This window comes from Chromobacterium sp. Rain0013 (genome assembly GCF_015291765.1).
Taxonomy (GTDB): domain Bacteria; phylum Pseudomonadota; class Gammaproteobacteria; order Burkholderiales; family Chromobacteriaceae; genus Chromobacterium; species Chromobacterium haemolyticum.
This window is the reverse complement of record NZ_CP031514.1, coordinates 3,660,528-3,673,772: the sequence shown is the minus strand read 5'-3', so window position 1 is coordinate 3,673,772 and position 13,245 is coordinate 3,660,528. Positions and strand designations below refer to the sequence as shown.

Annotated in this window: 16 protein-coding genes; all 16 read left to right on the top strand. The window is 62.3% G+C overall.

Annotated elements, in window-relative coordinates; genetic code table 11:
* Positions 1 to 6 precede the first annotated feature (6 nt).
* Positions 7 to 456, top strand: a complete 450-nt coding sequence (gene fliJ, locus DXT74_RS16925; RefSeq protein ID WP_043631063.1) for a flagellar export protein FliJ — start codon at positions 7 to 9, stop codon at positions 454 to 456.
* Between the two features lie 103 nt (positions 457 to 559).
* On the top strand, positions 560 to 1,501 hold the full coding sequence (locus DXT74_RS16920) for a flagellar hook-length control protein FliK (protein ID WP_194426537.1): 942 nt from the start codon (positions 560 to 562) through the stop codon (positions 1,499 to 1,501).
* Between the two features lie 106 nt (positions 1,502 to 1,607).
* On the top strand, positions 1,608 to 2,132 hold the full coding sequence (locus DXT74_RS16915; RefSeq protein ID WP_019099991.1) for a flagellar basal body-associated FliL family protein: 525 nt from the start codon (positions 1,608 to 1,610) through the stop codon (positions 2,130 to 2,132).
* 5 nt (positions 2,133 to 2,137) lie between these two features.
* Complete coding sequence (fliM, locus tag DXT74_RS16910) at positions 2,138 to 3,142, top strand: flagellar motor switch protein FliM (protein ID WP_043631067.1); 1,005 nt, start codon at positions 2,138 to 2,140, stop codon at positions 3,140 to 3,142.
* A 26-nt stretch (positions 3,143 to 3,168) separates the two neighbouring features.
* Positions 3,169 to 3,618, top strand: coding sequence for a flagellar motor switch protein FliN (gene fliN, locus DXT74_RS16905; RefSeq protein WP_143330203.1), 450 nt, complete (start codon positions 3,169 to 3,171; stop codon positions 3,616 to 3,618).
* 11 nt (positions 3,619 to 3,629) lie between these two features.
* Positions 3,630 to 4,088 (top strand): flagellar biosynthetic protein FliO, encoded by a 459-nt coding sequence (fliO, locus tag DXT74_RS16900; protein WP_231138207.1) that lies wholly within the window; start codon positions 3,630 to 3,632, stop codon positions 4,086 to 4,088.
* A complete protein-coding gene (gene fliP / locus DXT74_RS16895; protein ID WP_039753250.1) occupies positions 4,085 to 4,831 on the top strand; it encodes a flagellar type III secretion system pore protein FliP in 747 nt (248 codons plus the stop codon). The genes fliO and fliP overlap by 4 nt, the downstream gene beginning before the upstream one ends.
* A gap of 71 nt (positions 4,832 to 4,902) precedes the next feature.
* Positions 4,903 to 5,172 carry a flagellar biosynthesis protein FliQ gene (gene fliQ / locus DXT74_RS16890; RefSeq protein WP_019099986.1) on the top strand — a complete coding sequence of 90 codons (270 nt, stop codon included), beginning with the start codon at positions 4,903 to 4,905 and terminating at the stop codon, positions 5,170 to 5,172.
* A complete protein-coding gene (gene fliR, locus DXT74_RS16885) occupies positions 5,172 to 5,948 on the top strand; it encodes a flagellar biosynthetic protein FliR (protein ID WP_019099985.1) in 777 nt (258 codons plus the stop codon). The genes fliQ and fliR overlap by 1 nt, the downstream gene beginning before the upstream one ends.
* A gap of 226 nt (positions 5,949 to 6,174) precedes the next feature.
* Positions 6,175 to 6,900, top strand: coding sequence for a YebC/PmpR family DNA-binding transcriptional regulator (locus DXT74_RS16880; RefSeq protein ID WP_194426536.1), 726 nt, complete (start codon positions 6,175 to 6,177; stop codon positions 6,898 to 6,900).
* Positions 6,901 to 7,223: 323 nt separating this feature from the next.
* Entirely contained in the window at positions 7,224 to 8,114 is an 891-nt protein-coding gene (locus DXT74_RS16875) for a ribokinase (RefSeq protein WP_194426535.1), read from the top strand.
* Positions 8,111 to 8,509, top strand: coding sequence for a D-ribose pyranase (gene rbsD / locus DXT74_RS16870; protein WP_194426534.1), 399 nt, complete (start codon positions 8,111 to 8,113; stop codon positions 8,507 to 8,509). The genes DXT74_RS16875 and rbsD overlap by 4 nt, the downstream gene beginning before the upstream one ends.
* An 11-nt stretch (positions 8,510 to 8,520) precedes the next feature.
* Positions 8,521 to 10,014, top strand: coding sequence for a sugar ABC transporter ATP-binding protein (locus DXT74_RS16865; RefSeq protein WP_194426533.1), 1,494 nt, complete (start codon positions 8,521 to 8,523; stop codon positions 10,012 to 10,014).
* Positions 10,015 to 10,080: 66 nt separating this feature from the next.
* A complete protein-coding gene (locus DXT74_RS16860; RefSeq protein ID WP_019099980.1) occupies positions 10,081 to 11,019 on the top strand; it encodes an ABC transporter permease in 939 nt (312 codons plus the stop codon).
* A gap of 62 nt (positions 11,020 to 11,081) precedes the next feature.
* On the top strand, positions 11,082 to 12,020 hold the full coding sequence (gene rbsB, locus DXT74_RS16855; RefSeq protein ID WP_194426532.1) for a ribose ABC transporter substrate-binding protein RbsB: 939 nt from the start codon (positions 11,082 to 11,084) through the stop codon (positions 12,018 to 12,020).
* A gap of 139 nt (positions 12,021 to 12,159) precedes the next feature.
* Positions 12,160 to 13,191, top strand: coding sequence for a LacI family DNA-binding transcriptional regulator (locus DXT74_RS16850; RefSeq protein WP_231138206.1), 1,032 nt, complete (start codon positions 12,160 to 12,162; stop codon positions 13,189 to 13,191).
* Positions 13,192 to 13,245: the final 54 nt, after the last annotated feature.

The following is a 13,245-nucleotide window of genomic DNA, read 5'->3' as shown; positions in this document are numbered from 1 at the left end:
TGAGGCGTGGCGGAAAGCAAATACCTGTTGTTGATTCGCTTGGCCGACGACAAGCAGAAAGCGGCGGCCGAGCGCATGCGGCTGGCGCAAAGCAGGCTGGCGGAGGCCCGTTCGCGCCAGGAGCAACTGGACGCTTTTCGCGGCGAGTACCGGCAACGGCTGACCAGTCGCGGCGCGCAGGGCATCAGTGCTTTGCAATATCAGGATTTCCAGCGTTTTCTCGCTCGGCTGGACGAGGCCATGGTGCAGCAGCAGGGCGATGTGGAGCGCTGCACTCAGCGCTTCTTGCTGGAGCGCCAGGCCTGGCAGCATGAATACAAGAAGCTCAAGGCCTATGAAAAGCTGTTGCAGCGAGAGCAAGAGCGCGCCGCCGTGCGCGAGGCGCGGGTGCAGCAGAAGGTCAGCGATGAATTCGCCACCCGGCGGTTTTGGGACAGCACCCACGGCGAAGAGTAAGAGCGTGTTTACAGCAGGTGGCAAACAGGCGCTAAGGGCCTGTTCAAGCTTCGTGGCACGCTAGTTGCTTTACTGTTTGCGTCTTACTTGTAGAGAGTCGGCCATGACGACACCTGTGAACGCAGCCGCGGCCAATCCGGTTGGCGGCAAAGCCAATATGCCGGGGGGCAATCTGGCCACTGCCGGCGACACCGGCGCCGGCGATCTGTTCGCCAGCCTGCTGGGGCTGCAGATGAGCACTTTGGGCAGTTCCTTCTTGCCGGGCGCCAACGCCGATGCTTTGGCGGACGCAGGCCTGGACAAGGATAAGCCGGCCAAGAGCGAGGATGATCAGACTTCGGCGATGCCGTTGCCGGGGATGTCGCTGATGGGCGCCGCGCAGCAGCCCGTTCAGCAGCAGGCGACGACCTCGCCGCGGGCCAATGGCGATCTGCCAACCGGCGCCAAGCCCGTTGAACTCAAGCCCGACATCGCGGCGGCGCTGCCCGCTTCGCTAGCCAAAGCCCGTAATCTGTCGCTGCCGGCGCAGCAAAATTTGCCGGAAGACGGAAAAGTCTTGCCGCAGTTTTTGCCGCTTCAGGGGCATGAGCAGCTGGCGGCCAAGCCGACTGCGCCCACGCCGGTGTTCACCGTGCAACAGCCTGTGACCGATCCCAACTGGGCCAAGGCCATGAGCGAGCAGGTGATGGGCATGGTCAGCCTCAAAGCCGACAAGGCGCAGATTCAGCTGAACCCGCCGCAATTGGGGCCGATCGAGGTGACGCTGAAGATGAACGGCAACGACCAGGCGCAGGTGTTGTTCGCGGCTGCGGTGCCGGCCACGCGCGAGGCGCTGGAAAACAATATGCATCGTCTGTCTTCCATGCTGGCCGCCGGCGGCATTCAGCTAACCGACGCGCAGGTGTCCAGCGGACAATCCGGACAGCAACAGCAGGCGTTCCAGCGCGGGCAATCGCAGCGCCAGAACGAGAACGCCGAGCCCGAGCCGATGGATGCATTGAGCAGCATCAAGGCGGCTCGCGGCATTCTCAGCATTTTCGCCTGATCATTTGTGATAATCTCCCCTGTTCAATTTGCATCTAAAATTAGAAAATATAGTGAAGAAATCGTTTAAGATTTCACTATGAACACCCAGTGAACAGGGCAGATATATGGCAGAAGATAAAAAAGCGGAAAAAGCAGAGAAAAAAGCAGGGGGCGGCGGCGGTAAATTGATGCTGATCGTCATTATATTGCTGGTGCTGGTCTTGGCCGCGGTGGGGGGCTTGGCCGCCTATATGTTCACCAATATGAATAAGCCGGCGGCGGCCGGCGAACACGCCGAGCAGACCAAGGAAAAACCCAAGAAGAAAAAAGAAGGTCCCCCGATCTTCGAAAAACTGGATACTTTCGTGGTGAACCTGGCCGGTAACGACGGCTCCTTGCTGCAGGTGGACATGCAAGCGGAGCTGGCCGACGAGGAAGCCAAAAAGAAATTCACCGATTACGCGCCTAAAATTCGCAGCGCGCTGATCTTGCTGCTGTCGTCCAAGTCCGCCGTGGAATTGGCCACGCCTGACGGCAAGGTTCGCCTGAAGGCCCAGGTCAAGCAGATCATCAATGAGTCGATGGACGCCGGCGAGGAGCAGCCGGTGGAAAGCGTGCTCTTTACTTCCTTCATCATCCAGAAGCAGTAAGCGGCATGGGCGACGATATTCTTTCCCAGGAAGAGGTAGATGCCCTACTCAGGGGCGTCTCCGGGGAGGATGAGGATGATGCCGGCGGCGGCGACGCCCAAGGCGTCCGCGGCTATGACATCGGTCGGCAAGAGCGCATCGTGCGCGGCCGCATGCCGACGTTGGAAATCATCAACGAGCGTTTCGCGCGCAATCTGCGCATCGGCCTGTTCAACTTTATCCGCCGCAACGCGGAAATCTCGGTTGGGCCGGTGCGGGTGCAAAAGTATAGCGAGTTCATCCGCAATCTGGTGGTGCCCACCAACCTGAACCTGGTGCACGTCAAGCCCTTGCGCGGCACGGGGCTGCTGATTTTCGATCCGGACTTGGTGTTTCTGATCGTCGATAACCTGTTCGGCAGCGACGGGCGCTACCATGTGCGGGTGGAAGGCCGCGACTTCACTCCCACCGAGCAGCGCATCATCCGCCGTTTGCTGGATGTGGTGTTCGTCGAGTGCCAGAAAGCCTGGGAGCCAGTGCATCCCATCGAGTTCGTCTATCTGCGTTCCGAAATGAACACCCAGTTCGCCAATATCGCCACGCCCACCGAGGTGGTGGTGGCGATGACTTTCCATATTGAGCTGGGCGCCGGCGGCGGCGATTTCCATATTTGTCTGCCGTATTCAATGGTGGAGCCTATCCGCGATGTGTTGTCCAGCACCATGCAGGCGGACCGCACCGAGGTGGACAACCGCTGGGTCAACCTGATGACGCATCAGGTGCAGGCGGCGGAAGTGGAACTGGTGGCGACCTTGGGCAAGACCAAGGTGACCTTGGGTCAGATTTTGAATTTGAAGAATGGCGACGTGGTGATGCTGGAGATTCCGGAGCGGGTGGAAGCCGACGTATCGGGCATTCCGGTGTTCGAAGCCAGTTACGGCACCGTGCAGGGGCGCTATGCGCTGAAGGTGGAGCAGGTGTTGGCCGGCGCGAATGATTTTCACGAGCCTCTGGGGGATAAAGAGCAATGAGCGAAGAAGAATTGCAAGCCGCGCAGATGGAGGCCGAAGCGGCCGCCGCCGCGGCAGCCGCTGCCGGCGGAGCCGGCGGCGAGGAAGAAGTGTCGATGGACGACTGGGCCGCCGCAATGGCCGAGCAGGAAGTGGTGGATTCCGCCCCAGAGCCGGTGCCGGCCCAAAACTTGTTCCAAGAACTGGGCGCGAGCACCTCCGGCGCGGGCGTCCCGCAGAATCTGGACATGATTCTGGACATCCCGGTGCAATTGACCGTGGAGTTGGGCCGCACCAAGATCGCCATCCGCAACTTGCTGCAATTGGCGCAGGGGTCGGTGGTGGAACTGGACGGCATGGCCGGGGAGCCGATGGACGTGCTGGTCAACGGTTGTCTGATCGCCCAGGGCGAGGTGGTGGTGGTCAACGACAAGTTCGGTATTCGTCTGACCGATATCATCACGCCCGCGGAACGCATTCGCCGTTTGCAAAAATGACGAGGTCAGCCATGTTTGCGATGACGCGCCGTGCTGTGCAGGGCGCTTTTTATTTGGCGGCGTCCGGTCTGGCCGCTGCGGCCACGGCCACGGCAGCGCCGTCTCCGGCGGCCGCGCCGTCGCCGTTCATGAGTTTGCTGCAGGTCTTGTTCGGCCTGGCGGTGGTGCTGGGCGCCATCGTTGGCATGGCCTGGCTGTTCAAACGGCTTTCCGGCGGCATGCTGGGCGCCTCCAACCGCCTGAAGGTGGTCAGCGGAACCCTGGTGGGACCCAAGGAGCGCGTGGTGATCGTGGAGCTGGAGGGGGAGTGGCTGGTGCTGGGCGTGACGCCGCAGCAAGTCAATCTGCTAAGCAAGCTGCCGCGCCCGGAAGGCGCGGAAATCGAAGCGGCGCCGGCGGCGGAGCCTTTCGCGCGCTGGTTGAAGGCGGCGATGGACAAGAGCCGCAATAGCAAGGCGGGGCCGCGATGAGGCCTTGTTTCCGATACGGCGCCCTGGTTTTGTTGGCGACGCCGTTGATCGCGGACGCGGCCGGCGGCTTGCCTTTGATGAGCAGCACTCCGGCGGCCGGCGGCGGGCAGAATTATTCGCTCAGCTTGCAGATGCTGCTGTTCATGACCGGGTTGACCTTCATCCCGGCGATGATGCTGATGATGACGGCTTTCACTCGCATCATCATCGTGATGTCGCTGTTGCGGCAGGCGATGGGCACCATGCAGTCGCCGCCCAACCAGGTGATCGTCGGTTTGTCGCTGTTCCTGACTCTGTTTGTGATGGGGCCGACTTTCGACCAAGTCTACGCCAAAGCCTGGGTGCCGTTCTCAGACGATAAGATCACCCTGCAACAGGCGGTGGACGAGGCCAGCAAGCCGATGAAGGCTTTCATGCTGCGCCAAACCCGGGAGAAGGACCTAGCCTTCTTCATCGAGATTTCTCAATCGGAAAAGCCGCAGACCAAGGCCGATGTATCCATGAAGACCCTGGTGCCGGCTTATGTGATCAGCGAGCTGAAAACCGCCTTCCAGATCGGCTTCATGGTATTTATTCCCTTCCTGATCATCGATCTGGTCGTGGCCAGCATCCTGATGGCAATGGGTATGATGATGGTGTCCCCGGTCACCATTTCGCTGCCGTTCAAGTTGATGCTATTCGTGCTGGTGGACGGCTGGACCTTGCTGATGGGCTCGCTGGTGCAGAGCTTCTATACTGGCTGAGGCGGCATGATGGTTTGTGACTGGAAACGTCGCCGGGCGCTGCCCGGCGTTTTAGGCGAGGAGCGGGCGGCATGAGTCCGGAGCTGATCATCAATATCGTGCAGAACGCGCTGTACATCCTGATCATCGTCGCGGCGCCGGTGCTGCTGGTGTCGCTGTTGGTGGGTTTGCTAGTCAGCGTGCTGCAGGCGGCGACTCAGATCAACGAGATGACGCTGACCTTCATTCCCAAGCTGCTGGCGATGTTTCTGGTGCTGGTGCTGGCCGGACCGTGGATGCTGAACACGCTGATTGAGTACACCACGCGGCTGTTCCAGAGCATTCCGCACGTGATCGGCTGATGCTGAGCATTTCCGATGCGCAGATCAACGCGCTGGTGGCCATGTTCGTTTGGCCGTTCGCGCGCATCGTCGGCCTGCTGCTGGTGGAGCCGGTGTTCGCCTACCGCGGCGTGCCGCGCCGCTTCAAGGCCGGGTTCGCGCTGATCCTCACCGTGATGCTGGCGCCCTTGCTGCCCCCGTTGCCGGCGGTGCCGCTGGTATCGGCGGAGGGAATGGCCATTCTGTTGCAACAGTTGTTGATTGGCCTGTCGATGGGTTTCGTCATGCGTATCGTGATTTCCGCGGTGGAAGTGGCGGGTTTCATCATGGGTTCGCAAACCGGCTTGGGTTTTGCCATGTTCTTCGACCCGATGCACTCGGCTCAAGTGCCGGTGGTGTCGCAGCTGTTGACCCTGTTCACCTTCTTGCTATTCCTGGCCTTCGACGGTCACCAAGTGGTGTTGTCCACCTTGGTGGAAAGTTACCGGGTGCTGCCGATAGGCATGAGCATGCCGGACCAGGGCATCAAGTCGCTTGCCCTGTGGGGGGGGCACCTGATCGAGTGGGGTGTCTGGCTGGCCATGCCGGTGATTGCGGCTCTGCTGATCACCAACCTGGCGATCGGGGTGATGACCCGCGCCGCGCCGCAGTTCAATATCTTCACTTTCGGTTTTCCGCTGACCCTGATGATAGGCTTCATCAGCATCTACCTGACCTTGCCGATGATGGTGCCGGTGCTGGAGCAGATGTATCGCGCCGGTTTCGAGATGATGCTGGCCATGCTCAAGGCCAAGTAGCGGGGGCCGCCGCCCCTGTCCAGACTCCAGGGGATTCGAAAAGCCTGCTGGCAGCGTTGATTCCGCGCTCGTTCGCCGTACCCCTTGTGTTTAGGCCTCTGTGAGCGGTGCGCCTTGCTCTCGAGACGCTTGCGACGGTATTCGAGGTCCCCTCAAGTTCTGATAGAATAGGCGCCAATTTTGACTGAAAGGTCCGTAGTGGACCGGACAACAGACAGAGGCAACTATGGCAGGTCACAGTAAATGGGCTAACATCCAGCACCGCAAAGGTCGTCAGGATGCCAAACGTGGCAAGATCTTTACCCGCTTGATCAAGGAAATCACCGTTGCGGCCAAGATGGGCGGCGGGGACCCCAATATGAACCCGCGCCTGCGCCTGGCGGTGGACAAGGCCAAGGCCGAGTCCATGCCCAAGGACAATATCGATAACGCGATCAAGCGCGGCACAGGCCAGTTGGAGGGCGTCGATTATGTTGAGTGCCGCTACGAGGGTTACGGCATAGGCGGCGCGGCGGTGATGGTGGACTGCCTGACCGACAACAAAACTCGCACGGTGGCCGATGTGCGCCACGCGTTCTCCAAGTATGGCGGCAATATGGGCACCGACGGTTGCGTGTCTTTCCAGTTCAGCCATTGCGGCTACCTGGTGTTCGCGCCGGGCGTGGATGAGGATGCCTTGATGGAAGCCGCGCTGGAAAGCGGGGCTGAGGATGTGGTCGCCAACGACGATGGTTCCATCGAAGTAATCACCGGTCCGTATGAGTTCTCCGACGTCAAGAGCGCGCTGGAAGCCAAGGGCTTCAAGGCGGAAATGGGCGAAGTGACGATGAAGCCGCAGAACGAGACTGAATTGTCCGGCGATGACGCCGTGCGCATGCAAAAACTGCTGGACGCGCTGGAAGACCTGGACGATGTGCAGGATGTTTACACTTCCGCGGTGCTGGACGACTAAGAGCCTGTTCAAGGGCTTGCTCTAGTTCGCGAGATCGTAGACACGTTCCAAGCGCCGCTGCGGCGGCAGGAAAAAAGCTCCCTGAGGGGAGCTTTTTTTGCGTCTGGACTAAGCGTTCGACGTGTAGTTGCCTCGCTACATCGAAGCACGGCCGCCGTCAAGCGTCGCCGATGCGCTTCGCGAGGACTGTTGCATTTGCTGAACAGATTGAGTTTATCGCTTCCTGCCTGTAGGCAGCTCTGCTATAAAGCGTCAGCTGATTACGTTTTAGCAATGGATGCCGTCGACTAAGGCGCGCGTCGCTTGATAACGATGAGGAAATTATGACCCGGGTCCTGGTTGTGGGCAGCGTGAATATGGATCTGGTGGTGGAGGCGGAACGCTATCCACGGCTGGGTGAAACCTTGTTTGGCAAGCGCTTTGCGTCCTATCCGGGCGGCAAGGGCGCCAATCAGGCAGTGGCCGCCGCGCGGCTGGGCGCGCAGGTGACTTTGCTGGGCTGTGTGGGCCGCGATATGTTCGGTTCTCAGCTCAAGGAGACGTTGCAGGGCGAGGGCGTGGATATTGGTCGCCTGCGCGAAACGGACGTGGCCACCGGGCTGGCGACGATCACCCTGGCCGAGGGGGACAACGCCATCGTGGTGGTGCCCGGCGCCAACCATGAGTTGCTGCCGCAACATCTGGATCAGGACGAGCAGGCGTTTTGCGATGCCGACGTGGTGTTGGCGCAGATGGAGGTGCCGCTGGCCACGGTGGAGCGCGCGGCCGAACTGGCTCAGCGCCACGGCAAGCCTTTCTTGTTGAATCCGGCGCCGGCCCATCCGCTGCCGCCCAGCTTGCTGGAGCGCACCGCCTTGCTGACGCCGAACGAGCATGAGTTGGCGCAGGCTCTGGACGAACGTGGCGGGGACTGGCAGGCGCTGATGCGCAAACTGCCGGGAAGGGTGGCGATGACGCGTGGCAAAGACGGCGCTTATTTCTGCCGCGCCGACGGCAGCCTGCATCACCAACCCGGCTTCGCGGTGTCCGCGGTGGACACCACCGGCGCCGGCGACACCTTCAACGGCGCCTTGGCCGCGTTCTGGCCGCAGGGTCTCGAGGCGGCGATGGCACTGGCCTGCGCCGCGGCGGCCTTGTCCGTGACCCGCGCGGGCGCGCAAAGCGGCATGCCGACGCTGGCCGCGCTGCAACAGATGTTGAAGGAGCAGGCATGAAGCGGCTGGGACATCTGAACCGCGATATCGCGCGGGTATTGGCCAGCATGGGTCATACCGACAGCCTAGTCATCGCCGATTGCGGCCTGCCGATTCCGCCCGGCGTAGAGTGCATAGACCTGAGCCTGCGCTTGGGCGTGCCGGAGTTCCCCAGCGTGTTGGACTCCATCCTGGCGGACTTCAAGGCGGAGCGTGCGCTGTTCGCCGCCGAGTGCCTGGAACACAGTCCGGCTGTGGAAGTGCTGGCCAACGATATGGCCGCGCACGGCGTGGGGGTGGAGTACGTGCCGCATGAGGAGTTCAAGCGCCGCTGCCGCGAGGCCAAGGCGGTGATCCGCACCGGCGAATGCACGCCGTACGCCAATGTGATCCTGTATTCCGGCGTGATCTTTTGAAGGGGCGGGTAATGAAGGTAAGCATGCGCGGCATCAGCAAGGCCTTTGGTCCGGTCAAGGTGCTGGAGGCGGTGGATTTCACCGTGAAGGGCGGCGAAGTGCATGCCTTGATGGGCGAAAACGGCGCCGGAAAATCGACCCTGATGAAGATTCTATCCGGCGTGCACCAGGCCGACGACGGAGAAGTGCTGCTCAATGATCGGCCGGTGACGATCCGCTCCACCACCGAGGCCGAGGCCCACGGCATCGCCATCATCCACCAGGAACTGAACCTGATTCCGCAGCTGTCGGTGATGGAGAACCTGTTTTTGGGTCGCGAGCGCGAGCATAGCCGCTTTGGCGTGATCAATCGCGCCGGCATGCGGCGCGAGGCGAGCCAGATTCTGCAGCAGCTGGGCGCCGGACGGATCGATCCGGAGACGGAGGCCGGGCAATTGTCCATTGGTCAGCAGCAGATGGTGGAAATCGCCAAGGCGATGTCCCTGAACGCCAAGGTGCTGATCATGGACGAACCAACCGCCGCATTGACCGAGCGCGAGATTGAAGCGCTGTTCGTCTTCATGGAGCAGCTCAAGCAACGCGGCGTGGCGATTGTCTACGTGTCGCACCGGATGGAGGAGATCTTCCGCGTTTGCGACAAGATCAGCGTGTTGCGCGACGGCTGTTTCGTCGGCGAGCGTCAGATCGCCGCCACCGATTTCGACGAGGTGGTGAGGCTGATGGTGGGGCGCGAGATCGGCGACCGTTTTCCCAAGCGCGCGTCCGCGCCGGGCGCGGTGCGTTTGGAAGTGGAGCGTCTGGCCGACGACGGCAGGATTCGGGACATCGGCTTCGACGTCCGCGCGGGCGAGGTGCTGGGTGTGGCCGGGTTGATGGGCGCTGGGCGCAGCGAGATTCTCAACGTATTGTTTGGCGTCAAACCGCGTCGGCAGGGGCGGGTGCGGCTGGACGGCGCGGAGCTGGACATCCGCCGTCCCGGCGACGCCATCGCCGCCGGCATTGCCTACGTCACGGAAGACCGCAAGAGCCAGGGCCTGGTGTTGGGCATGTCGGTGCGGGAAAACGCCACCTTGGTTCATCTGCGCCGCCACGCGCGACTGGGGGTGGTGAGCCGCCGCTCCGAGAACGAAGAGGCGCAGCGGCTGATTGAGCAATTGCGCATCCGCACCCGCGACGCTGAACTGGATGTCAAATCCTTGTCCGGCGGCAATCAGCAGAAGGTGGTGTTCGCCAAGTGGCTGGCGGAGCCGCCCAAGCTGCTGCTGCTGGACGAGCCGACGCGAGGCGTCGACGTGGGCGGCAAGGCCGAAATCTACCACATCATCAACCAACTGGCCGCCGCCGGCGTGGCCATCGTCATGGTGTCGTCCGAACTGCCGGAGGTAATGGCGATGAGCGACCGCATCCTGGTGATACACGAGGGCTGCCGGGCCGGGCTGTTTGAAGCCGCTTCGGCGACGCAGGAAGACATCATGGCCGCGGCGGCCGGCGCGACGGCGGACTGAGCGCCGCCGCGCATTGAATATTCAGGTCGCGCCCATTGGGCGCAAGCAAGGGAAACGGTAAGCAAGATGACCCCGCAACAAAAAGCAACGCTGCAAAAACTCGGGCCTTTCATCGCCCTGCTGGCGATCTGCGCCGGCTTGTCGGTGATGAGCGCCGACTTTCTGACCATGGGCAATCTGCTCAATGTGATGCGCCAGGTCTCCATCAACGCGCTGATCGCCTTCGGCATGACCCTGGTCATCCTGCTGGGCGGCATTGACCTGTCGGTGGGCTCCATCCTGGCGTTGTCGTCGGTGCTGACCGCGATGCTGCTGCAGGCCGGCGTGGATCCGCTGCTGGCCACCCTGTTGGGCATCCTGTCCGGCGCGCTAATGGGCTGCTGCAACGGTCTGGTGATCAGCAAGGGCAAGGTGGCCCCCTTCATCGCCACGCTGGCGTCGATGACGATTCTGCGCGGCCTGTCGCTGGTGGCGTCCAACGGCAGCCCGATCACCGGCTTCGGCAGCGATATGTTCTCCATGTTGGGCGGCGGCTATGTGGCCGGCGTGGTGCCGGTGCCGGTGGTGTGGATGCTGCTGATGTTCGCCGGCTTCTGGTTCATGTTGAAGAAAACCGTTTTTGGCCGCCATGTTTACGCGACCGGCGGCAACGAGGAGTCCGCGCGCCTGTCCGGCGTTAAGGTGGATCGGGTCAAGATCTGGGTCTACACCTTGTCCGGCGCGCTGTCGGCGATGGCCGGCGCGGTGCTGACTTCGCGCTTGAATTCGGCGCAGCCCACCGCTGGGGCCGGCTATGAGCTGGATGCCATCGCCGCGGTGGTGCTGGGCGGCACCAGCCTGACCGGCGGCCGCGGCTGGATTGTAGGCACGCTGATCGGCGCTTTGCTGATCGGGGTATTGAACAACGGCCTGAATCTGCTGGGCGTGTCTTCGTTCTACCAGCAAGTGATCAAGGGCGTGGTGATTCTGCTGGCGGTGCTGTTGGACCGCAGCGGCAAGAAGTGAGAACGGGCCCGCCGCCGGCGGGCGCGTAGCGCAAGCGACCATTACACAAGGGGAGTTCCGATATGCAACGCTTAATCAAGCCTTTGGTTTTCAGTGTCATCGCGGCCAGTCTGATCGCCTGCACCAAGCAGGGTCCGGCCGACGGCGCGTCGGCTGGCGCCAGCGCGCCGGCCGCGGCCTCCGGCCAACCGGTGGTGGGCCTGGCGGTGTCCACCCTGAACAATCCGTTCTTCGTCTCGCTGCGCAAGGGAGCGGAAGACGAGGCGGCCAAAGAGGGCGTGCGCCTGATCACCGTGGACGCGCAGGACGATTCCGCCAAGCAGCAAGCCAGCGTTGAGGACCTGATCCAGAAGAAGGTGAGCGTGATCCTGATCAACCCCACTGACTCCTCCGCCGTCGCCAATGTGGTGAAGGAAGCGGTAAGCAAGGGCATCAAGGTGGTATCGCTGGATCGCAGCGTCAACGGCACGGAAGTCAGCGCTCATATTGCCTCCGACAATGTGGCCGGCGGCAAGATGGCGGCCGACTTCCTGCTGCAGAAGCTGGGCGGCAAGGGCCGGCTGGTAGAGCTGGAGGGCATCCCCGGCTCCTCCGCGGCACGCGAGCGCGGCCAGGGTTTCCACGCGGTGGCGGACGGCAAGGCCGAGGTTAAGGTAGTGGCCAAGCAGCCGGCCGATTTCGACCGCGCCAAGGGCTTGTCGGTGATGGAAAACATTCTGCAGGGCAATAAGGACGTGCAAGGCGTGTTCGCTCATAACGACGAAATGGCGCTGGGCGCTTTGAAAGCAATTCAGGCCGCGGGCCTGAAGAACGTTGTGGTGGTGGGCTTTGACGCCACCGCCGACGCCGTGGCTTCGGTCAAGGCGGGGGGGCTGGCGGCCACTGTGCAGCAACAGCCGGAGTTGATTGGTCAGTACGGCGTGCAGACCGCCAAGAAGCTGATCGACGGTCAGCAGGTGGAGAAATTCATCCCGGTGCCTTTGAACCTGGTCAAGCAGTAAGCCGGGGAGGCCGCCATCGCTCTGGCGACGGCGGCCCGCTTGAGGTAAGGTTGCCAGCAATCGGCGGCCCCGTCCCGCGCTTGCGCAGGCCGGGGCTGTTTTGCAATTGAGTTTCGGGCGGCGGGCATGGCGCCGCCGCATGAGGAATAGGCTGTCGATGAGCGGCTACAAGCGTTTGACCATAGACGACATCGCCGAACTGGCCGGCGTGTCGCGCACTACCGCCAGCATGGTGCTCAACGGCCATGCCGAGCGTTATCGTATTTCCCGGGCGACGGTGGAGCGCGTGGAGAAGGTGGCGCGCGAGCAGCATTTCAACCCTTCGCAGTCGGCGCGCTCCTTGCGTTCGCGGCGCAGCAATTCGGTGGGGCTGGTGATTCCGGATCTGACCAACTCCGCTCACGCGGCGCTGGCCCAGGCGATGGAAGAGCTTTGCCGCCAGCGCGACTACCAGATGCTGCTGGTGACCAGTGACGAAGACCCGCGGCGCGAGGCCGAGGTCATGGCCCATCTGGTGGCGCGGCAGGTGGACGCGATGATCGTGGTGCCGTGCACGCACGAGGCCAAGTCCTACCAGAAATGGGTGCGGCGGTTGCCGCTGGTGTTTGTCGACCGCAGGGTGGACGGCAGCGGCATTCCGTCGGTAGTGACCGATGGTTGCGCCAGCGTGGAGCGGCTGGTGGGCGACGCGTTGGAGCAGGGCGTGTCTGAAGTGGTGTTCTTCGGCGGCCAGGCAGAGTTGTCGCCCAGCCGCGATCGCTTGCAAGGCTACCGCCAGGCCTTGACGCTGCATGGCGTGGAGGAAAAGCCGGGCTGGGTGTGCCATCGAGACTACCTGCGCCGCTCCGGTTTCGAACTGATGCAGCAATGGCGGCAACAGCATCACCGCTTGCCGCAGGCGCTGTTCACCGCCTCGGTCTCTTTGCTGGAGGGCGCGCTGGCCTTCCTCAATCAGCACTGCGGCCTGGCCAACGCGCCGCTGCGCCTGCTGACCTTCGACGATCACTCCTTGCTAGACTGCTTGCCGTTGCGCGTCGACGCCATCGTGCAGGACAGCCGCGAGATGGCGGCGCGCAGCCTGGAATTGGCTTTGGCCTTGCTGGAAGGTCAGGCCCTGGCCGAGCCGGAGTCCTTGGTGCCGGCCAGTCTGCACCGGCGTTGGCTGGCTTAGAACCTGTTTGCGATCTACTTTTAGCCCGAGAGAGCGTAAATACGTTCTTAAGGG

Bases quoted from the DNA above. Each gene is read 5' to 3' on its own strand.
- fliN (WP_143330203.1), top strand. From the start codon at position 3,169: ATGGAGGCCGAAGCGGCCGCCGCCGCGGCAGCCGCTGCCGGCGGAGCC.
- DXT74_RS16860 (WP_019099980.1), top strand. From the start codon at position 10,081: ATGACCCCGCAACAAAAAGCAACGCTGCAAAAACTCGGGCCTTTCATC.
- DXT74_RS16880 (WP_194426536.1), top strand. From the start codon at position 6,175: ATGGCAGGTCACAGTAAATGGGCTAACATCCAGCACCGCAAAGGTCGT.
- DXT74_RS16875 (WP_194426535.1), top strand. From the start codon at position 7,224: ATGACCCGGGTCCTGGTTGTGGGCAGCGTGAATATGGATCTGGTGGTG.
- fliM (WP_043631067.1), top strand. From the start codon at position 2,138: ATGGGCGACGATATTCTTTCCCAGGAAGAGGTAGATGCCCTACTCAGG.
- fliR (WP_019099985.1), top strand. From the start codon at position 5,172: ATGCTGAGCATTTCCGATGCGCAGATCAACGCGCTGGTGGCCATGTTC.
- DXT74_RS16920 (WP_194426537.1), top strand. From the start codon at position 560: ATGACGACACCTGTGAACGCAGCCGCGGCCAATCCGGTTGGCGGCAAA.
- fliQ (WP_019099986.1), top strand. From the start codon at position 4,903: ATGAGTCCGGAGCTGATCATCAATATCGTGCAGAACGCGCTGTACATC.
- rbsD (WP_194426534.1), top strand. From the start codon at position 8,111: ATGAAGCGGCTGGGACATCTGAACCGCGATATCGCGCGGGTATTGGCC.
- DXT74_RS16865 (WP_194426533.1), top strand. From the start codon at position 8,521: ATGAAGGTAAGCATGCGCGGCATCAGCAAGGCCTTTGGTCCGGTCAAG.
- rbsB (WP_194426532.1), top strand. From the start codon at position 11,082: ATGCAACGCTTAATCAAGCCTTTGGTTTTCAGTGTCATCGCGGCCAGT.
- fliP (WP_039753250.1), top strand. From the start codon at position 4,085: ATGAGGCCTTGTTTCCGATACGGCGCCCTGGTTTTGTTGGCGACGCCG.
- DXT74_RS16915 (WP_019099991.1), top strand. From the start codon at position 1,608: ATGGCAGAAGATAAAAAAGCGGAAAAAGCAGAGAAAAAAGCAGGGGGC.
- DXT74_RS16850 (WP_231138206.1), top strand. From the start codon at position 12,160: ATGAGGAATAGGCTGTCGATGAGCGGCTACAAGCGTTTGACCATAGAC.
- fliO (WP_231138207.1), top strand. From the start codon at position 3,630: ATGTTTGCGATGACGCGCCGTGCTGTGCAGGGCGCTTTTTATTTGGCG.